The following is an 18,997-nucleotide window of genomic DNA, read 5'->3' as shown; positions in this document are numbered from 1 at the left end:
TGTCACCTTCCTCATCACAGGGTCCCGCTCGGCATCAAGGTGCCGCGGGCAGATCCGGGACCGCTGTTGTATCACTTTTTGGCGCGCCGTTACAGGGAGCCAATATCGTCCCACTCTTCATCGGAGAGCAGCTTGTTGAGATCCACCAGGATCAGCAGCTGACCGTCGCGGTTGCTGACACCCTGGATGAACTTGGCGCTCTCCTCGGTGCCCACCGCCGGGGCGGCATCGATCTCGGAGGAGCGCAGATAGACCACCTCGGCCACGCTGTCCACCATGATGCCGATCACCTGCTTCTCCGCCTCTATGATGACGATGCGCGAATTCTCGCTCACATCACCGGCCGGCAAGCCGAAGCGGGAGCGGGTGTCGATGACGGTCACCACGTTGCCACGCAGGTTGATGATGCCCAGCACATAGTCGGGCGCACCCGGTACCGGGGCTATCTCGGTGTAGCGCAACACCTCCTGGACCTGCATCACGTTGATGCCATAGGTCTCGTTTTCCAACTGGAAGGTCACCCACTGCAGCACTTCGTCCTCGGCCAGATTTTGTGCAATATTGCGCTTCTCTGTCATCTTCTTGATCCTTGTATGAACCCGTCAACGGGTAAAATTAGCAATAAAACCATGGCAGTGCCGATGTTGTCAGCGGCCTTCAATGTTCACGCCTCGGCCAAGGAGCACCAGCAGCTCCCTGACGTGCAGCAGGGCACACATCTTCTCCTTGACCATGCCCGCCAGCCAGGGGCGTTTCCCCTCCTGATGGCGCCACTTCACCTGATCCCGATGCAGCAGTTCGGTGCCCTTCAACTGATGACAGGCCAGTCCCCAGGGTGATTCCCCCAGCATGATCAGATATTTGTACTCGTCTATCTCCAGATGTTGGCTCGGCATGACCCACTGGGCCGTGTCGACCACGTTCATCTTCTGCTCCCGGGAGGTCATGATCCCCTTGTACCAGCCCGGCTGGCCGAAGAGGGAAGTCACCTCCCCCAGCTGGTGGATGCCGCCAAGCTCCGTCAGGGGCACAGCGAAGGTCACCCCGGCCACATCGAAGAAGAGCGCCTGAAACTCGTTGCCGGTATCCAGGTTTTCCCAGGCCGCAGGGGCCGGCTCAGGTTCCGCCGCCAGCGCGGGTTCGGTCAGTGCCAGGGCGACGGGCTCGGCGATCACCGGGATCACCTCGGGCGTCGCCAGGGCCACCTCGACCGGTTCGGGCTCGGGCTCGGCTTCGACCTCGAGCTGGAAGGGCTCGACATGCAGCTCTTCATGACTCAGGACATCCATCTCGTCCTGCACCTGGCTCACCTGGGCGAGCAGCTCGCTGAGCTGCGCCAGTCGGCTGTCGGCTTCGAGATAGGGGGCCGCAACCACCTCGGGCAAGGGGGCAGGCTGAGGCTGCAACTGCGGCGCAGGGACCGGCGCCTCGTCGTCCGGATCGTCCCGCAGCAGGACGTCATCGAGCAGCAGGGAGTGGAAATAGTCATCCATGGCCCGAACCTGGGTGGTCTCTCTCATGGCTTCACCTCCTGGGTTCGTTGACGCTCCAGCGCATCAATAAAGTTGAGCAGTGTCTCGTAGGCATAGGTGCCACGGCTGCCCGGTGCATAGATGGACGGGGGTATGTGCAGCAGGCTGGCATCCCGGAATTTGGTGTCGATGGGAATGACCGCATTCCACACCGCCTCCCCATACTGCTCCTTGATGGACTGCAGCGTCATCAGGGAGGCCCGGGTACGCTTGTCGAACATGGTCGGGATCACCGTATAGCGGAACTTGTCCCGCTTGGATCGCTGCATGATCTCGAAGGTCTTCATCATCCGCTCCAGCCCCTTCAAGGCCAAAAATTCGGTCTGCACCGGCACCAGGATGCGATCGCAGGCCGCCAGCGCATTGACCATCATCACCCCCAGCACGGGCGGGCAGTCGATGAGCACATAGTCATACTGATCCTGCACCCGCAACAGGGCACGCTTGAGTACCAGCCCCATGCCCTCCCGGTTGCCCATGACCCTGTCCAGCGTCGCCAGCGTGATGGAGGCGGGCAGCAGGTGGATATTCTCGAACTTGGTCTTCAGGGTCATGCGGTTGACCAGCTCGCTGCTCGGCTTGGCCGCCTGGAACAGCTCGTAGAGGGTGCCTTCCAGCCGGTCCGAGTCAAAATCGAAATAAGAGGTCAGGGAGGCATGGGGATCGGTGTCGATCAGCAGTACCCGCTGGCCACGCTGGGCCAGAATGCCCGCCAGGGAGACGACCGTGGTGGTTTTACCGACTCCACCCTTCTGATTGGCAACCGTCCAAACAATCACTGTATCAATCCTGCCTTGTTGTTATGCGTATGCCACCACCGGGCAGCGTCACCACTCTGACGTCCTCGCTGTCGACGCTCTGTGGCGCGGCCGGGGCCGGCGTCACCGTCAGGGAGTTGACGGAGGTTCGCGGCACCCAGGCGAATCTGGATATGGCGACCACGACCTTGCGATTCTGTAACCGCCCCTGCTCGCTGCCGTTGTCGGCGAAGGGGGAGAACTCCCCATAGGCCTCGTAGGCGAGCCGCTCGGGGGCTATCCCCTTGGCCACCAGGGCACCGAGCACAGCTTCGGCGCGGGCGGCAGACAGGGTCCAGTTGGAGCGAAACATTTCGTTGTTGATCGGCTGGTTATCCGTGTAACCCCGCACCCTGACATAGTTATCGACCGGTTTCAGAATACCTGAAAGCGTATCGAGCACAGGGGCCGCATTGCTCCCCAGAAAGGCGCTCCCGCTGCGAAACAGCAGGCCGGAACTCAGCTCCACCGTCAGCCAGTTGTCATCCTTCGCCAGCTTGACCACGCCGGCATCCACCAGGGCGCCCATGGCCTCCTGCAACTGCAGGTCTATGGTCGCAAGGGCCGTGCCATCTTGCTGGATCGGGGTGCCCGTGATGGGGGCGCGCGAAGGCGACGGGGAGGCCTGGCTCTCCAGCAGGGAAGGCGCGGCCGACACCGGGTGGTTCAGCAGGGAGTTGCCCTGCCCTTCCAGCAAGCCATCGCTGCGCGGTACCTGGTTGAAGGCCTGGGTCATGCCCTCGATGACGGCGCGGTACTGCTCCTTGTTGACTATGGCCACGGAGTAGAGCACCACGAAGAGGGCGAAGATGAGCGTCATGTAATCGGCATAGGAGACCAGCCAGCGATCGAGATGTTCTCGCCCTTGCAGGTGCAAACGATAGCGCTTGCGCATGGCTATTCCCCTTTCAGATAAGCCCGTAGCCGCCGTTCAACCTGCTGGCCATTCTCCCCGTGGGCGATGGCCAGCAACCCTTCCAGCGTCATCTCCTGATAGAGACCGTAGTGGTAGTGGAATGCCCGCAGGCGATTCGCTATCGGCAGATAGAGGAGGTTGGCAAAGCCCACCCCGTAGATGGTCGCAACGAAGGCGATGGCGATGCCGGCGCCCAGGGTGCCCGGCTCCTCCAGGTGAAACATGGCCTGGATGAGGCCTATCACGGCCCCTATGATGCCTATGGTCGGGCTGTAGCCCCCCATGGCCTCGAACACCCTGGCGGCGTGCTCGTTGCGCTCCTGCTCGATGTCGATGTCCGCCTCCAGCAGGCGGCGGATATCCTCGATGGAGACACCGTCCACTATCATGGTGAGCCCCTGGCGAGTGAAGGGATCAGGCTCCCCTTCGGCCTGGTTCTCCAGCGCCAGCAACCCCTGCTGGCGCGCAAACTGGGCCCAGGCCTGCAGGCGTTCGGCCTGCTGCACCAGATCCAGTCGCGGCGGGAACAGCATCCAGCGGGCCTGGGCGAGCGCGGACAGCATGTACTTGCGGGGCGTCTGCAGTATGACGGCACCCCAGGTGCCCCCGACCACGATGACGAAGGCCGGGCCATCCAGCAGGGTCAGCAGGCTGCCCCCGTGCCACCATTGGGCGACGGCCACGGCGAGCAGCGCCAGCACCAGGCCGAACATGCCCATGGTCAGCGACCCAACTCGACCAGGATGCGCTGGGCAACCCTGTCCAGCGGCAGGGATTCGCTCGCTATGCCCGCCTTGGCAACCGCCTGGGGCATGCCGTAGACCACGCAGGAGGCTTCATCCTGCGCCCAGATGGTGGCGCCCTGTTCCTTGAGCAGACGAGCACCGTCCCGGCCATCGGCGCCCATGCCGGTCAGCACTATGGCCAGCACCTTGTCGCCGTAGATCTTGGCGGCCGAGGCGAAGGTGATGTCGACGCAGGGCTTGTAGTTGACCTTGTCATTGCCCTCTATGATGCGAAGGCGAGCCCCTGGCCCGCGCCCTTCCAGCAGCATCTGCTTGCCACCGGGGGCCAGGTAGGCGTGACCCGGCTTGAGCACGTCACCGTCCTCCGCCTCCTTGACCCCGATCTGGCACAGACCGTTGAGACGGGCGGCAAAGGCGGCGGTGAAGGTGGCAGGCATATGCTGGATCAGCAATATGGGGTGAGGGAAGTCACCGGGCAGCTTGGTCAGCACGTTCTGCAGCGCCACAGGGCCACCGGTGGAGGTGCCGATGGCCACAAGCTGATAGCTCTTGCCGCTGCGCTTGAAGCTGGCGGGCGCCGCGGCGCGGACCGGCTCGGGCTGGCGATCAAGAGGACGCGCCAAGGCAGCTCCGAGGGCGGGGCGCACCAGGGGCTCCGGCGCCCGGGGTCTGGCGGCCGCCATCAGGAAGCGCTTGCGGGCTATCTCCCTGACGCGTTGTTGCAGCAGCTTGACGGCCTCATCCTTGTCGCGGGCTATGTCTTCGAACTTCTTGGGCAGAAAATCCAGGGCACCGGCATCCAGTGCATCCAGGGTCGCCTTGGCCCCCTCGTGGGTCAGCGAGGAGAACATCAGTATGGGGGTCGGACACTTGGCCATGATCTCGCGCACGGCGCTGATGCCATCGAGCACCGGCATTTCGATGTCCATGGTGATGACGTCAGGCCGCAACTGCAGCGCCTTGTCTACCGCCTCCCGACCGTTCTGGGCCGTGTCGATCACCGTCATCAGGGGGTCCTGATTGATGATCTCGCTGACCCGGCGACGGAAGAAACTCGAATCGTCGACCACTAATACCTTGACTGCCATTGTTATTCTTTTAACTCCTTGAGCCAGACGCTCAGTGGCGGCGGGCATAGGCCTTGAGCAGGCTGGGCACGTCCAGGATGAGGGCGATGCCGCCATCGCTGGTGATGGTGGCGCCGGCCATGCCGGGGGTCCCTTGCAGCAGATTGTCCAGAGGTTTGATCACCACCTCTTCCTGGCCGATGAGGTTGTCCACGACGAAGCCCACCTGCTGGGTGCCGATCTGGACTATGACCACGTGGCCTGTGTCCTGGCGTGCCGTTCTGCCGGCACCGCGGACCAGCCACTTGTGCAGGTAGAACAGCGGGATCGCCTTGTCGCGGACTATGATGGTGAGCTGGCCGTCCACCACGTTGGCCTTCTTCAGGTCCAGGTGGAAGATTTCGTTCACGCAGCCAAGCGGCAGGGCGAAGGTCTGTTCACCCACTTCCACCATCAGGGTCGGCAGTATGGCCAGGGTCAGGGGAACCTTGATCTCAAGGCGGGTGCCCTTGCCCCAGGTCGAATCTATGTGCACAGAGCCATTGAGGCTGACGATGCTGGTCTTCACCACATCCATGCCGACGCCACGGCCCGAGATGTCGGAGATCTCGGACTTGGTGGAGAAACCGGGGGCGAAGATCAGGTTGTAGGCATCGTTGTCGCTCATGCGCGCCGCGCTGTCGGCATCGAGCACGCCACGACTGATGGCGATGGCTTTGAGCTTCTCCGGATCCATGCCGGCGCCGTCATCCTCGATGCAGAGCAGAATATGGTCACCCTGCTGGGAGGCGCTCAGTGTGATGGTGCCCTGACGGGGCTTGCCCGCCTTCTCCCGCACGTCCGGCATCTCGACGCCGTGGTCGCAGGAGTTGCGCACCAGGTGAACCAGGGGATCGGCCAGGGCCTCCACCAGGTTCTTGTCGAGATCCGTCTCTTCACCCACCATCACCAGCTCAATATCTTTCTTGAGTGTGCGGGCGAGATCGCGCACAACGCGCGGGAAGCGGCCGAAGACTTTCTTGATAGGTTGCATGCGGGTCTTCATGACCGCGCCTTGCAGATCGGCGGTCACCACATCCAGGTTGGCCACCGCCTTGGACATCTCTTCGTCGTTGCTGGCGATGCCGAGGCTCACCAGGCGGTTTCGCACCAGCACCAGTTCCCCCACCATGTTCATGATGACGTCCAGGGTCTTGGTATCCACCCGCACAGTGGTGTCGTTTTGCACCGCACTGCTCTCGGCGGGGGCCGCCTGCTTGGCAGGGGCTGGTGCCGGGGCCGGCTTGGCCGGTGCAGAAGCGGGTTTGGCGGGGGCGGCGCTGGCCGCGACCGGTGCCTTGGGCGGGGTCACGGGCGCGGCAGGTGCCTTGGGCTCGGGAGCCGGAGCCGCCGCCGCCATGCTGTGCTGGGGCGCCTGGCCACGGCCATGCAATTCATCCAGCAGGCGTTCAAACTCGTCGTCGTCGATGAGCTCGTCCACCTCTTTTTGTACCGATTGCAGCGGGGAGAGATCCGGGGCGCCGCCATGCTGGCCCTGGCCGTGCAGTTGATCGAGCAAGGCCTCGAACTCGTCGTCCGTGATGTCGCCTGAACCGCTCAACACGGGGGCGGCAGACACTGTCGGCGCCTTGCCGGCACCGTGCAGTTCATCCAGCAGGCGCTCGAATTCGTCGGCAGAGATCTCGTCGATGGAGCCGCCACCGTTGACGGCCACAGGCGCGCTCTCGGCGACGATGACGGGTTCGGGGTCAGGCTCGGGCTGCTGCGGGGCGGCAATACTGGCGGTACGCAGCTGCTCCTGCCCTTCGGGTTTGCACAGTTCGTGCAGATCGTGCAGCAGATCGGCAGAGGCCGGGCTGGTCGGCTCCCGATTCTGCACCTGGGCAAACATGACGTTGATGGCATCAAGGGCCTGCAAGATGACATCCATCAGCTCGGCACTGAGGGTTCGCTTGCCGTTGCGCAGCATGTCGAACAGGTTCTCGGCACCGTGGCAGACGTCCACCAACTCGGTCAGGGAGAGGAAACCCGCTCCCCCCTTGACGGTATGGAAGCCGCGAAAGATGGCATTCAACAGATTCTTGTCATCGGGCCGCTTTTCCAAGTCGACCAGTTGTTCAGACAACTGTTCCAATATTTCTGATGCTTCGACCAAAAAGTCTTGCAGTATGTCTTCATCAACTTCGAAGGCCATGCGTCACTCCATTAGAATCCCAGGCTAGACAGCAGATCGTCCACATCATCTTGACCATTGACCACATCGGACCTTGTCTGCGGGTTCATGATGGGGCCTTCTGCCTCGATGCCGCTCGCCGGCAGGCTGCGCGCCGAATTCTCGATGACGGCCTCACCAAACATGGTCAGCATCTCTATCAACTTTGTTTCAACTTCCTGCACCAGCTTGATCACCTTGCGGATCATCTGACCGGTCAAGTCCTGGAAATCCTGAGCCATCAGGATTTCAGTCAGCAGTTGTCGTAACTTATCGGCATCCGTCTCCGAAGCCTTAATAAAATCATTCAGTTGATGGCAGAGTGCCTTGAACTGACCCAGTTCAAGATCCCGGCTCATCAGGGCATTCCAATTGGGCATCACCAGCTGAATGTTGTCATTGAGCCGATCGGCGATGGGAAGACTGGCCTCGACCGCATCCATGGTGCGATTGGCCGCCTTGTCAGTCATGTCGATGACATAGCTGAGCCGCTCCCGGGCATCCGGGATCTCATGGGTGGCCAGGTCGGGGATCCTGGGATCCAGGCGAAAATCTTGCAGTGAGTTATGCAACTGGCGGGTCAACTGCCCCACCTTGTCAAACAGGGCCGCCGCATTGGGGGCGCACACATCGGCGAGGATGGTATCGGCCTGTTCAAACTCTTCTCGCTCCAGGTGGGCAACCAGCATCCTTGCCTGTTCAAGCGAGATCATGGCACTCGTTTTGGCCTTCATCCCTGCCGCTCCTTAGCCGATTCGTTCAAAGATTTTGTCGAGCTTCTCTTTGAGGGTGGCGGCAGTGAACGGCTTGACGATATAGCCATTGACCCCGGCCTGGGCGGCTTCGATGATCTGCTCGCGTTTGGCTTCCGCAGTCACCATCAGTACCGGCAGGTGCTTGAGTTTGTCATCGAGACGGATCGCCTTGAGCAGGTCTATGCCCTGCATGCCGGGCATGTTCCAGTCGGTGACCACGAACTGATAATCGCCGTTTTTCAACATCGGCAGGGCCGTGTTGCCATCGTCTGCTTCATGGGTATTGTTATATCCCAGGTCACGCAGCAAGTTCTTGATAATCCGGCGCATCGTTGAAAAATCGTCGACGATGAGGATTTTCATGTTCTTGTCCAAAATTCCCTCCTAAATAGCCGCCAAAACGGCTCACTTACATGATGCAGATCGCAGGTTTTATGGTGCGGATTATGCCTTAGAGTTGCGTTCCAGTGTAGCCAGTACAACCACTTATAAATTCCAATCTCTCAAACGGGCCCGCAGCCTGTGCATGGCCTGGCTGTGGATCTGGCTCACCCGAGACTCGCTCACGCTCAGGACTTCCCCGATTTCACGCAAGTTCAGCTCTTCGTCGTAATACAGCGACAGCACCAGGGCTTCCCGTTCGGGCAGGCGGGCGATGTGTTCGGCCAGGGCGCCCTGAAAGCGCTCGGCCGCCAGATCGTCGAAGCCGCCGTGACCGCTGGCGTCATCGGGATGCCCTATCACATCCTCGCTGACCCCGAGATCCTCGATGCCGATGATCTTGCCGCAGGAGACATCCTGCAGCATGGCATGGTATTCGCCAAGGGAGACCCCCATGTTGGCGGCTACCTCGGTGTCTCTGGCATCCCGGCCATGGGCCTGCTCCACGTTCTCGATCGCCTCTGCGATGGCACGGCTGTTGCGGTGCACCGAGCGGGGCACCCAGTCCCCACGGCGGATCTCGTCGAGCATGGCGCCGCGGATGCGGATGCCGGCATAGGTTTCAAAGCTGGCGCCCTTGCTGCCGTCAAAGTTGCGGGAGGCTTCGAGCAGCCCAATCATACCTGCCTGGATCAGGTCATCCAGCAAGACACTGCTTGGCAGGCGAGCCAATAAATGCTGGGCAATCCGCTTGACCAGCGGAGCATGACGCTCGACCAGCACGTAGGAATCCTGATGACGCAAGTATGCTTGGGCTTTATTCACGGGAGTCTTCCTGTGCTATGACCGGCTTTTGCAATAAATTTTCCAGGAAAAATTCGAGGTGTCCCCCCGGCTGGTTCGGGATGGGCCAGCTCGCCGCCTTGTTCGCCAGGGCACGGAATGCCAGGGAGGCGGGCGACTTGGGAAACGCCTCGACGATCAGCTTCTGCTTGCGCACCGCGGCCCGCAGGTTGGTGTCGTAAGGCACGCAGGCCACCAGCTCCAGGGAGGTGTCGAGGAAGCGGTCGGTCACCCTGGTCAGCTTGGCGAAGAGCTCCTGCCCCTCGCGCAGGGAGCGCACCATGTTGGCCACCACCTTGAAGCGGAACACCCCGTGATCCTTGGAGAGGATCTTGATGAGGGCATAGGCATCGGTGATGGAGGTGGGCTCGTCGCACACCACCACCATGATGTCCTGGGCCGCACGGGTGAAGCTCAGCACCATGTCGGAGATCCCCGCCGCCGTGTCCACCAGCAGCACGTCCACCTGGGTCTTCATCTCGCTGAAGGCGCGGATGAGCTCGGCATGTTGCACTGGCGACAGCTCGACCATGGACTGGGTGCCCGAGGTGGCCGGCACTATCATCATGCCGTAGGGCCCCTCGACTATGATGTCGTCTATGGTGCACTCCCCCGCCAGCACATGGGAGAGGTTGCGGTGCACCCGCAGCCCCAGCATGACGTCGACGTTGGCCAGACCAAGGTCAGCATCCAGCACCAACACCCGCTTGCCCTGGGCGGCCATGGCTCCCGCCACGTTCAGGGTCACGTTGGTCTTGCCAACGCCCCCCTTGCCTCCGGACACGGCGATCACTTTTACTCGATTGTTTTGACGCATTTTGCGCAGACCACTCGCCTGATCCATATACATGTTACTCATAAAACTCCGAATCTTCGGCCTCGCCAAAGCCTGACCCCCAGAAGTAAGGGTCTTCTGTTTCCCGCTCCAGCGAGCCCATGGCCGCGCCGACCAGCAGCGCCGCATTGGCAACTTGAATATCTTCCGGCACCCGCTGCCCATCTGTGATGTAGCTGATGGGCAGGGCGTTCTGAATGCATACGTTAATCACCTCACCCAGATTCAGGCTCTCGTCGAGCTTGGTCAGGATGCAGCCGGAGAGCGGAATGCGCCGGAAGTGATCCACCGCCTCCTGCATCACCCGGCGCTGGGAGGTGGCTGACATGACCAGATAGCTGCGAATGCGCACCTTGGCATTCTTGACCAGGGTGTCGAGCTGCTCAGTCAGACGGATATCCCGCTGCCCTACCCCGGCGGTATCGATGAGCACCAGCCGGCGGTGACGGAACTGATAGAGCGCGTTGGCCAGCTCCTCGGCATCCCGTACCTGACGCACCGGGCAACCCATGATGCGACCATAGGTCTGCAGCTGTTCGTGGGCCCCGATCCTGTAGTTGTCCGTAGTGATGAGGGCCACCTGCTCGGCGCCATACTTCATGGCAAAACGGGCCGCCAGCTTGGCGATGGTGGTGGTCTTGCCCACCCCGGTCGGGCCGAGCAGCGCCACGGCACCGCCCTGGCGCAAGATGTCGTCTTCGCTGATCTTGAGCTGGGCCGTCAGTACCTCGGCCAACTGGGCCATGGCCTGATGGATGGGCATGTCTTCCGGGATAAGCCCGGCCAGCTGATCGGCGAAGGCATCATCGAACCCCATCTTCTTGAGTTCCTTGATGAGCAGCGCCCGCATCGGCTCGCGGCGCTCCACCTCCTGCCACATCAGACCGGAGATCTGGTGCTCCAGCAGCTTGCGGATGCTGGCCATCTCCTTGCGCATCCCCTCCATCTCCTGATCCCGCGGGGCAGGTTGCGCTGCACGGGGGCCGGGGGCCGGACGTGCCTTCGGCTTGGCAGGCTCGGGGGCCGCGCCCCACTGGCCCTGTTCGGCCAGCGTCCTGGGTGCGCCGTTGGCGGACGCCAGTCCCGCGGACTGATTGCCGCCAGCGGCCCCATTCCCGGACCATGATGCAGGAGATGGGGTACCGTTGCCCGCCCCATTCGCAGGCCATGAACCCTGAGCGGCGTTGCCGCCCGCCGGATTGGCAGGGTTGAGCTTCTGCTGGCGCGCCAGCAGGGCCGCCAGGGTATCGGCATAGTATTCGTTCTGCTCCTTGGGGGGAGCCGAGCGCGTCATCTGCTTGCCCGCAGACGAGATATTGACGCTCTCATCGTTCAACTGACGGCGAACCGGCGCATCTTTAGGTCCAGGCACCTGGGACTGATAATCGACGGCCGCGACTATCTCCACCCCACCGGTGACCTTTTTGTTGGACATGATGACGGCATCCGGCCCGAGCGTCTCCTTGACCTCGGCCAGCGCCGTTCGCATGTCTTTGGCAAAAAACCGCTTAATCTTCACCCGTCATCTCCGCTAACTAGCCCTGTCCCACCGCACTGACGATGCGGATTTGCTTGTCATCAGGCACTTCCTGATAAGACAGGACGCGTAATCCAGGAATGGCATTCTTGACAAATTTCGCCAGGGTATTGCGCAATATCCCCGATGTCAGAAGCACGGCCGGCTGGCCTTCCAGTTCTTGTCGTTGAGTGGCTTCCACCAGGGAGCGCTGCATCCGCTCCGCCAGTCCCGGTTCTATACCGGCGCCATCTCCCCCACCTGCTTGCAGGGATTGATGCAATATGCGTTCCAGTTCTGGTGAAAGGGTGATCACCGGCAGCTCGGGCTCGGGGCCGGCAATCTCCTGCACTATCAGCCTGCGCAGGGCGATACGGCAGGCGGCGGTCAGCACTTCCGGGTCCGGGCTGCGTGGCGCATATTCCACGAGGGTCTGCAGGATAGTGCGCATATCGCGAATTGGCACGCCTTCATTGAGGAGATTTTGCAATACCTTGACCAGGTTGCCCATGCTGATCACCTCGGGAACCAGCCCTTCCACCAGCTTGCTCTGATGCTTCCCTATCATGTCCAGCAGTTGCTGCACCTCGTCGTGACCCAGCAGCAAGGCGGCATGGTTGGAGAGGATCTGGCTCAGGTGAGTGGCCACGACGGTGGCCGCGTCCACCACTGTATAACCCAGGGTCTGGGCCTGGGAGACCTGCTCCTTGGCGACCCAGACAGCTTCCAGTCCGAACGCGGGGTCCTGGGTCGCTATGCCCTGGATCTGGCCGAACACCTGGCCCGGGTTGATGGCCATCTCCTTGTCGTGATAGACGGTGGCCTCGCCGGTGCTCACCCCCATCAGGGTGATGCGGTACTGATTGGGGGCGAGATCCAGGTTGTCGCGGATGTGCACGGCAGGCACCAGGAAGCCGAACTCCTGGGAGAGCTTCTTGCGCACCCCCTTGATCCGGTTGAGCAGCTCGCCTCCCTGGTTCTTGTCCACCAGCGGGATGAGCTGATAGCCCACCTCCAGACCTATGATGTCCACCGGCATCACGTCGTCCCAGCTCAGGTCCTTCTGCTCCACCGGGGCATCGCCCTGGGCAGGCAAGAGTTCACCGCTCGCCACCCTGGCCTTGTTCAGTTTCTCCCGGCGCAGCAGCCACCAGGCCCCCACCGCCGCCACGGCCCCCAGACTCAGGAAGGCCAGGTGCGGCATGCCGGGCACACTGCCCATCATCAGCAGTATGCCGGCGGAGATCACCAGCGCCTTGGGGTTCTCGAACAGCTGGCCGAGCACGGCCGTGCCCATGTCCTGATCGGTATTTTGACGGGTAACTATGATGGCGGCGGCGATGGAGAGCAGCAGTGAGGGGATCTGGGCCACCAGGCCGTCACCTATGGCGAGCAGGGTGTAGATCTCGGCCGCTTCACCGAAGCTGAGCTGGTGCTGCATCATGCCGATGATGAAGCCACCGATGATGTTGATGAAGAGGATCATGATGCCGGCGACGGCATCCCCCTTCACGAATTTGGAGGCACCGTCCATGGAGCCGTAGAAGTCGGCTTCCTGGGTCACGTCCTGACGGCGCTTCTTGGCCTCTTCCTGGTTGATGAGACCGGCGTTCAGGTCCGCATCTATAGCCATCTGTTTGCCGGGCATGGCATCCAGGGTGAAGCGGGCGCTCACCTCGGAGATCCGGCCCGCACCCTTGGTGACCACCACGAAATTGATGATCACCAGGATCATGAAGACGATGATGCCCACCGCATAGTTGCCGCCGATCACCACGTTGCCGAAGGCCTCGATCACATGACCCGCCGCCGCGCTGCCGTTGTGGCCTTCAAGCAGCACCACCCGGGTGGAGGCGACGTTGAGGGCGAGCCGCAGCAGGGTCGCTATCAGCAGGACTGTGGGGAAGGCGGCAAACTCCAGCGGCCGACGGGTATAGACGGCCACCAGCAGCACCACTATGGAGAGGGCGATGTTGAAGGAGAAGAGGATATCCAGCATCAGGGGCGGTATGGGGAGTACCACCATGCCGAGAGAGGCGAGCACCAGCAGCGGGGTCCCTATCCCCTTGCTGAGCAACCATCTGTACTCTTTGAAACGGCTCAATCCAGCCTTGAATCCCATCGTTCTTCTCGATTTACAACTGCCGATGCCGAATGAAAGCAAATATCAAGCCAATTACTCAACACATTGATCTATTGGGATTTTATTTTGATGCTGTCAGAAGTCCGTCGGAGGACACGTTCGGGTAACTTGATGGCAAACAGGGCGGAGTGCGGGGGTACTGAGGATATTCCGACAGAACATAGCGGACAGCTCTCTGGCGGTGGAGACAGCCAACGCCTCAGAGCACAGATTACTTGCTACTTGCTACTTGCGATATTCCGGTGGAATGGGCAGATCCCTGGCGACCGGGGTCGGGCGGCGGCCACGGCCACGGCGGAACTTCTTGAGCTGATAGACATAGGCCAGCACCTGGGCCACGGCGGCAAAGAGCCCCTCGGGGATCTCCTGACCAATCTCGGTGGCGTGGTAGATGGCCCGGGTCAGGGGCGGCGAGGACATCACCGGGATGTCGTATTCCCGCGCTATCTCCCTGATCTTCATCGCCACCTCGTCCACCCCCTTGGCCAGCACCTTGGGAGCGGCGCCTGGCTTGCCCGCGTCGTATTTCAGGGCCACTGAGTAGTGGGTCGGGTTGGTGATGATGACGTCCGCCTTGGGCACATCCCCCATCATGCGGCGCATCGCCATCTGCATCTGCAACTGGCGGATCTTGCCCTTTACCTCGGGCTTGCCCTCGCTGTCCCTGAACTCGTCCTTGATCTCCTGCTTGGTCATCTTGAGCTGGCGATTGTGGTTCCAGGTCTGGAAGGGCACGTCTATGGCGACTATGGGGATCAGGGCGCAGCAGAGGATGATCAGCATCCACAGCAGCAGATCCAGGGCATCTATGATGCCACCGGGGAAGCCCTCGAGGGAGAGATTGAGCAGGTGATTGAACTGGCTCGACAGCATCCACCAGGCGAACAGGCTGATGAACACCACCTTGGCGATGGACTTGACGAGCTCCACCAGGGACTGCACCCCGAACATCCTCTTCAACCCACTCAAGGGGCTCAGCTTGCTCCACTTGGGCAGCATGGCCTCGGAGGAGAAGTTCATCCCGCCGAGCAGGGTGTTGCCCACGAAGGCGGCTATGGTCACCAGCAGGAACAGCAGGCCGAGGGGCTGCAGCAACTCCCACAGCAGGGTGGGCAGCATGACCCCCATGGCGTTGGGATCGAAAGCCTGATCCCGGTCCAGGGTAAAGCCCATGGTGAGTACCTTGACCATGGCGCCAGCCAGGCTCTCCTTGATCATCAGCAAGCCAAACACTGTCGCCAGCAGGACGCTGGCGGTACCCAGCTCCTTGGAACGTGCAATCTGCCCTTTTTCCCGGGCCTGTTGCAGTCGTTTGCCCGTGGGTTGTTCTGTGCGTTCCTGATCGGTATCAGCCATGCTGGCCTCTCAGGCACATCAAGTCGCCATGGCGAGCTAACCCCCACGCGCAGCAGGCGGGGAGATAATCAGTACTTTTCAGCCCGGTATCAACCATTCTGCCCCCCCAGGCACTGGACCTGGATAAGCTCGCAGCTGGTCTCCTGCACCCGCTCCCAGAGGGAGTCGAAGTGTCCCATGAAGCCGCCTATGGTGAGCCAGAGGATAAACAGGCCCGACATCATGCTGACCGCAAAGCCGATGCTGAAGATGTTGAGCTGGGGGGCCGCCCGGGTCATGACCCCGAACGCGAAGTTGATGAGCAGCAGGGCAATGATGGCCGACAGCGCCATCACCAGGGAGGCCTGGTACATGACCCCGAGGAAACTCACCAGGCTGCGGATGGCGGGCAGGCTGAGCCCGTTGTCCGAGACCGGCAGGGTCTCGAAGCTCAGCACCACCATCCTGATCATCAGGAGGTGGCCGTCCACCGCCAGGAATACCAGGGTCGCCAGCATCAGGTAGAACTGACCCACCACGGGGGCCGACTGGCCGTTCATGGGATCCACCAGGGTGGCGAAGCCCAGGCTGGTCTGCATGGCGATGATCTGGCCCGCCATCACGAAGCTTTCCAGCAGAAACTGGGTCATGAGGCCGAGCGCTATGCCGATGAGCAGCTGCTGCCCCAGCACCAGGAAGCTGCCGACGGAGAACAGCTCCACCTTGGGCATGGGGGGCAGCAGGGGGGCGATGATGAAGGTGATGGCGAGCGCCAGCCCCATGCGAACGTTCGCAGGAGCCAGCCGGCTGCCGAACACCGCCATCACCATCAGCAGGCTGCTCACCCGGGCAAGGGGCCAGAGCACGGACGCCAGCCACTCCATGATCACCGCAGTGGTATAGCTCATGCCGCCGCTACCGAAGCCGTGGGACTGGTGGTCATCGGCAGCCTGATGGTCGCTAATGCCGACACGGGCATCAGCCGACCACCTCGGGGATCTGGCTCACCATCAGCTGGAAGAAGTCCATCAGGCTCTGCAGGCCCCAGTGGGCGCCGGCCCCCAGGGCCAGCAGGGTGACGACGAGACGGGGCAGGAAGCTCAGGGTCTGTTCGTTGATGGAGGTGGCGGCCTGGAAGATGGCGACGACCAGCCCCACCATCAGGCTCGGCAGGATAACGGCACACACCATTATGGTCACCAGCCAGAGCGCCTCACGGAATACGTCGACAAAGGTTTCCGGACTCATCTTATCGGCTCCTTTCCATTGACCGGCTTATCCCGCCCCCAGCCCGAAGCTGGTCGCAAGCGACCCCAGGATCAGGTTCCAGCCGTCCACCATGACGAACAGCATCAGCTTGAACGGCAGGGAGACCAGCATGGGAGAAAGCATCATCATCCCCATGGCCATCAGTATGCTCGCCACCACCAGATCTATGACCAGGAAGGGCAGAAACAGCATGAAGCCTATCTGGAAGGCGGTCTTGAGCTCGCTGGTGACGAAGGCCGGGATCAGCACCCGCAGCGGCACATCCGCCGGCTCGGCCACCTGCACGTTTGCTATCTCCATGAAGGTGTTGAGATCCTTGATCCGGGTCTGGGCCAGCATGAACTGGTGGATGGGCAGCTCGGCCTTCTCCAGCGCCTCCTTGGGCCCTATGGTCTCCGCCAGATAGGGCTGCAATGCCTCTTCGTTGATGCGATCCAGCACAGGGGACATGATGAAGAAGGACATGAAGAGGGCGATGCCGATCAGCACCTGGTTGGACGGGCTCTGCTGCAGGCCTATGGCCTGCCTGAGGATCCCGAGCACCACTATGATCCGGGTGAAGGAGGTCATCATGATGACAATGGCCGGCAGGAAGGAGAGCGCGGTCATCAGCGCCAGCACCTGCAGGGTCAGGCTGTACTCCTGGCTGCCATCCGCCATGGTCTTGACGGTCAGCGCCGACATGCCGTCCTGGGCCATCGCCAGGGGCGACAGCAGCACGGACAGCAGGCCCAGGCACCCGATCCAGTTAACTTTTTTCATGCTTGCCCATCAATTTGCCGAGCTGCTGGGAGAAGGCCTGGGGCTGACGCTCGTCCAGGGGCTCTTCCAGGCGATAGAGGAAGTTGACCTGCTGCGGCGTCACCCCGATGAGCAGCTGTTGCTCGCCCACCTTGACCACCATCAGCTTCTCCTTGTACCCGAGCGGCAGGGTGGCGATGATCTTCATCTGGCCGCCCCCCATCACCTGGGTGAGCTTGCTCTTCTTGAGCAGGAAGCCCAGCACCAGGATGAGGCCGATCACCATCAGGCTGGAGAGCAGCCAGGAGGTGATGCTGGGGGGAGTGGCGCCAGCCCCCGGGTTGGCCAGTGCGGGGACGGCGAACAACAGCAGGGCGATGGCACGGATCATTTGAGTTTCTTGATCCGTTCTATCTGGCTGATGACATCGGTCAAACGGATGCCGAACTTGTCGTTCACCACCACCACCTCGCCATGGGCAATCAGAGTGCCGTTGACCAGCACGTCCAGGGGCTCGCCCGCCACCCGATCCAGCTCCACGACAGAGCCCTGATTCAGCTGCAGCAGGTTGCGAATGCTGATCTGGCTGCGGCCCACTTCCATGGCGATGGTCACCGGAATATCCAGAATGGTATCCAGCTTGCGCCGCTCCTCGGCACTGATGGGGGCATCGTCTCTCAGCTCCTCCAGGGGGGCGGGCTTGGCCTCGGCCGTTACCTGTTCTTCCAGCGCGGCAGCCCAGGCGTCAGCCATCAGATCCTGCTCGTCATCGGTTCCGCTCATCTTCAATTCCTCATGCTGCTTCGTGACCCAGGTCGCAGGCGACGGGTCTGTTAGGGCTGTTTATCGGCGATGCTGCGCTCGAGCTCTTCCAGCTCGGCCTCGCCATCGATGCGCACGCCCCCACGGGTCACCAGATGCATCTCTGTCTTGACTCCGTCAGGGCGCTTGATTTTGTCCACTATCTTGAGCGCCACGTTCTCCTTGGTGCGCCCCATCTTGGCGTGGAAGGTGGGCAGGTCCTCCACGAAGACCAGCAGGTTCTCCGGCATCTCTACCGGTATGATGTCGCCGGGTTGCAGCTCCATCAGCTCGCGCAGGGAGAGCTCTGTCTCCAGCAGCTTGGCCTTGAGCTCCACCTTGACGTCCATGATCTCGTCGCGCAGGGCCTTGCTCCAACGCACATCTGTGTCGCCCTTGTCACTCTGCACCCCGGCATCCAGCAGCTCGCGGATGGGTTCGAGCATGGAGTAGGGCATGGCCACGTGGAAGTCGCCGCCGCCGCCATCCAGCTCGATGTGGAAGGAGCTCACGACGATCACCTCGGTGGGGCTGACGATGTTCGCCATGGCCGGGTTCACTTCCGAGTCGAGGTATTCGAAGCCGACGTCCATCACGGGCGCCCAGGCATCCTTGTAGTCCTCGAACACCAGCTTGAGCAGCATCTGGATGATGCGCCGCTCGGTGGGGGTGAACTCGCGCCCCTCGATCTTGGCGTGGTAGCGGCCGTCGCCGCCGAAGAAGTTCTCCACCAGGATGAAGACGAGGCGCGCCTCCATGGTGATGAGCGCCGTCCCCTTGAGGGGGCGGAAGCGCACCATGTTCAGGCTGGTCGGCACGAACAGGGTGTGCACGTATTCGCCGAACTTGAGCATCTGCACGCCGTTGATCGACACCTCGGCGGTGCGCCGCATCATGTTGAACAGGCTGATGCGCATGTGACGGGCGAACCGCTCGTTCACCAGCTCCAGGGTCGGCATGCGGCCACGGACGATGCGGTCCTGGGAGGAGAAGTCAAACTGGGCTATACCGGGATCCCCGGCCGCCCCTAGCTCTTCCTCTTCGACATCATCGACACCGTGCAGCAGGGCATCAATTTCGTCCTGACTTAACAGATCGCTCACGCTTC

General features: G+C 61.8%; 20 protein-coding genes. All 20 read right to left on the bottom strand.

All coding sequences use genetic code 11. The features are described 5' to 3' along the window. Positions 1-89: 89 nt before the first annotated feature. Positions 90-578: a chemotaxis protein CheW gene (locus AB5Y91_RS20735; RefSeq protein ID WP_005333026.1), complete on the bottom strand. Its 489-nt coding sequence runs from the start codon at positions 576-578 to the stop codon at positions 90-92. Positions 579-647: 69 nt separating this feature from the next. After that, positions 648-1,520: a chemotaxis protein CheW gene (locus AB5Y91_RS20730; RefSeq protein WP_290030760.1), complete on the bottom strand. Its 873-nt coding sequence runs from the start codon at positions 1,518-1,520 to the stop codon at positions 648-650. After that, on the bottom strand, positions 1,517-2,311 hold the full coding sequence (locus AB5Y91_RS20725) for a ParA family protein (protein WP_111912507.1): 795 nt from the start codon (positions 2,309-2,311) through the stop codon (positions 1,517-1,519). The genes AB5Y91_RS20730 and AB5Y91_RS20725 overlap by 4 nt, the downstream gene beginning before the upstream one ends. A 4-nt stretch (positions 2,312-2,315) precedes the next feature. Continuing rightward, complete coding sequence (locus tag AB5Y91_RS20720; RefSeq protein ID WP_290030759.1) at positions 2,316-3,224, bottom strand: flagellar motor protein MotB; 909 nt, start codon at positions 3,222-3,224, stop codon at positions 2,316-2,318. Positions 3,225-3,226: 2 nt separating this feature from the next. Beyond that, the gene (locus AB5Y91_RS20715; protein WP_163136069.1) at positions 3,227-3,964 is read right to left on the bottom strand and encodes a flagellar motor protein; all 738 of its coding nucleotides are present in this window, start codon (positions 3,962-3,964) and stop codon (positions 3,227-3,229) included. Between the two features lie 2 nt (positions 3,965-3,966). Further along, positions 3,967-5,079: a chemotaxis response regulator protein-glutamate methylesterase gene (locus AB5Y91_RS20710; RefSeq protein WP_106887467.1), complete on the bottom strand. Its 1,113-nt coding sequence runs from the start codon at positions 5,077-5,079 to the stop codon at positions 3,967-3,969. A gap of 31 nt (positions 5,080-5,110) precedes the next feature. Then, positions 5,111-7,252, bottom strand: a complete 2,142-nt coding sequence (locus tag AB5Y91_RS20705) for a chemotaxis protein CheA (RefSeq protein WP_368170664.1) — start codon at positions 7,250-7,252, stop codon at positions 5,111-5,113. Between the two features lie 11 nt (positions 7,253-7,263). Continuing rightward, a complete protein-coding gene (locus tag AB5Y91_RS20700) occupies positions 7,264-8,004 on the bottom strand; it encodes a protein phosphatase CheZ (protein ID WP_025326257.1) in 741 nt (246 codons plus the stop codon). A gap of 12 nt (positions 8,005-8,016) precedes the next feature. Beyond that, the gene (gene cheY, locus AB5Y91_RS20695; protein WP_025326256.1) at positions 8,017-8,400 is read right to left on the bottom strand and encodes a chemotaxis response regulator CheY; all 384 of its coding nucleotides are present in this window, start codon (positions 8,398-8,400) and stop codon (positions 8,017-8,019) included. 111 nt (positions 8,401-8,511) lie between these two features. After that, positions 8,512-9,231: an RNA polymerase sigma factor FliA gene (locus AB5Y91_RS20690; protein WP_025326255.1), complete on the bottom strand. Its 720-nt coding sequence runs from the start codon at positions 9,229-9,231 to the stop codon at positions 8,512-8,514. Then, on the bottom strand, positions 9,224-10,099 hold the full coding sequence (locus tag AB5Y91_RS20685) for a MinD/ParA family protein (protein WP_025326254.1): 876 nt from the start codon (positions 10,097-10,099) through the stop codon (positions 9,224-9,226). The genes AB5Y91_RS20690 and AB5Y91_RS20685 overlap by 8 nt, the downstream gene beginning before the upstream one ends. Position 10,100: 1 nt before the next feature. Continuing rightward, entirely contained in the window at positions 10,101-11,603 is a 1,503-nt protein-coding gene (gene flhF / locus AB5Y91_RS20680; RefSeq protein WP_139744869.1) for a flagellar biosynthesis protein FlhF, read from the bottom strand. A gap of 16 nt (positions 11,604-11,619) precedes the next feature. Continuing rightward, positions 11,620-13,722 carry a flagellar biosynthesis protein FlhA gene (flhA, locus tag AB5Y91_RS20675; protein ID WP_262108946.1) on the bottom strand — a complete coding sequence of 701 codons (2,103 nt, stop codon included), beginning with the start codon at positions 13,720-13,722 and terminating at the stop codon, positions 11,620-11,622. 246 nt (positions 13,723-13,968) lie between these two features. Then, complete coding sequence (flhB, locus tag AB5Y91_RS20670; protein ID WP_106887471.1) at positions 13,969-15,099, bottom strand: flagellar biosynthesis protein FlhB; 1,131 nt, start codon at positions 15,097-15,099, stop codon at positions 13,969-13,971. 89 nt (positions 15,100-15,188) lie between these two features. Further along, a complete protein-coding gene (gene fliR, locus AB5Y91_RS20665; RefSeq protein WP_163148315.1) occupies positions 15,189-15,986 on the bottom strand; it encodes a flagellar biosynthetic protein FliR in 798 nt (265 codons plus the stop codon). 70 nt (positions 15,987-16,056) lie between these two features. Continuing rightward, on the bottom strand, positions 16,057-16,326 hold the full coding sequence (gene fliQ, locus AB5Y91_RS20660) for a flagellar biosynthesis protein FliQ (RefSeq protein WP_010673927.1): 270 nt from the start codon (positions 16,324-16,326) through the stop codon (positions 16,057-16,059). 27 nt (positions 16,327-16,353) lie between these two features. Then, positions 16,354-17,109 (bottom strand): flagellar type III secretion system pore protein FliP, encoded by a 756-nt coding sequence (gene fliP, locus AB5Y91_RS20655; RefSeq protein ID WP_111912517.1) that lies wholly within the window; start codon positions 17,107-17,109, stop codon positions 16,354-16,356. After that, positions 17,096-17,479, bottom strand: coding sequence for a flagellar biosynthetic protein FliO (gene fliO / locus AB5Y91_RS20650; protein WP_234569906.1), 384 nt, complete (start codon positions 17,477-17,479; stop codon positions 17,096-17,098). Before fliO ends, fliP begins: the two co-directional genes overlap by 14 nt. Next, positions 17,476-17,871 (bottom strand): flagellar motor switch protein FliN, encoded by a 396-nt coding sequence (gene fliN, locus AB5Y91_RS20645; protein ID WP_042650085.1) that lies wholly within the window; start codon positions 17,869-17,871, stop codon positions 17,476-17,478. The genes fliO and fliN overlap by 4 nt, the downstream gene beginning before the upstream one ends. Before the next feature lie 50 nt (positions 17,872-17,921). Beyond that, positions 17,922-18,992, bottom strand: coding sequence for a flagellar motor switch protein FliM (gene fliM, locus AB5Y91_RS20640; RefSeq protein WP_106887475.1), 1,071 nt, complete (start codon positions 18,990-18,992; stop codon positions 17,922-17,924). Positions 18,993-18,997 lie beyond the last annotated feature (5 nt).

It is taken from the genome of Aeromonas sp. R4-3 (assembly GCF_040908275.1).
GTDB classification, from domain to species: domain Bacteria; phylum Pseudomonadota; class Gammaproteobacteria; order Enterobacterales; family Aeromonadaceae; genus Aeromonas; species Aeromonas rivipollensis.
This window is presented reverse-complemented; position numbering and strand designations above follow the sequence as displayed.

Bases quoted from the DNA above. Each gene is read 5' to 3' on its own strand.
- AB5Y91_RS20705 (WP_368170664.1), bottom strand. From the start codon at position 7,252: ATGGCCTTCGAAGTTGATGAAGACATACTGCAAGACTTTTTGGTCGAA.
- AB5Y91_RS20685 (WP_025326254.1), bottom strand. From the start codon at position 10,099: ATGTATATGGATCAGGCGAGTGGTCTGCGCAAAATGCGTCAAAACAAT.
- fliN (WP_042650085.1), bottom strand. From the start codon at position 17,871: ATGAGCGGAACCGATGACGAGCAGGATCTGATGGCTGACGCCTGGGCT.
- AB5Y91_RS20710 (WP_106887467.1), bottom strand. From the start codon at position 5,079: ATGGCAGTCAAGGTATTAGTGGTCGACGATTCGAGTTTCTTCCGTCGC.
- AB5Y91_RS20700 (WP_025326257.1), bottom strand. From the start codon at position 8,004: ATGAAGGCCAAAACGAGTGCCATGATCTCGCTTGAACAGGCAAGGATG.
- AB5Y91_RS20735 (WP_005333026.1), bottom strand. From the start codon at position 578: ATGACAGAGAAGCGCAATATTGCACAAAATCTGGCCGAGGACGAAGTG.
- fliP (WP_111912517.1), bottom strand. From the start codon at position 17,109: ATGAAAAAAGTTAACTGGATCGGGTGCCTGGGCCTGCTGTCCGTGCTG.
- fliO (WP_234569906.1), bottom strand. From the start codon at position 17,479: ATGATCCGTGCCATCGCCCTGCTGTTGTTCGCCGTCCCCGCACTGGCC.
- flhB (WP_106887471.1), bottom strand. From the start codon at position 15,099: ATGGCTGATACCGATCAGGAACGCACAGAACAACCCACGGGCAAACGA.
- AB5Y91_RS20715 (WP_163136069.1), bottom strand. From the start codon at position 3,964: ATGGGCATGTTCGGCCTGGTGCTGGCGCTGCTCGCCGTGGCCGTCGCC.
- AB5Y91_RS20720 (WP_290030759.1), bottom strand. From the start codon at position 3,224: ATGCGCAAGCGCTATCGTTTGCACCTGCAAGGGCGAGAACATCTCGAT.
- fliR (WP_163148315.1), bottom strand. From the start codon at position 15,986: ATGAGCTATACCACTGCGGTGATCATGGAGTGGCTGGCGTCCGTGCTC.
- fliQ (WP_010673927.1), bottom strand. From the start codon at position 16,326: ATGAGTCCGGAAACCTTTGTCGACGTATTCCGTGAGGCGCTCTGGCTG.
- AB5Y91_RS20730 (WP_290030760.1), bottom strand. From the start codon at position 1,520: ATGAGAGAGACCACCCAGGTTCGGGCCATGGATGACTATTTCCACTCC.
- flhA (WP_262108946.1), bottom strand. From the start codon at position 13,722: ATGGGATTCAAGGCTGGATTGAGCCGTTTCAAAGAGTACAGATGGTTG.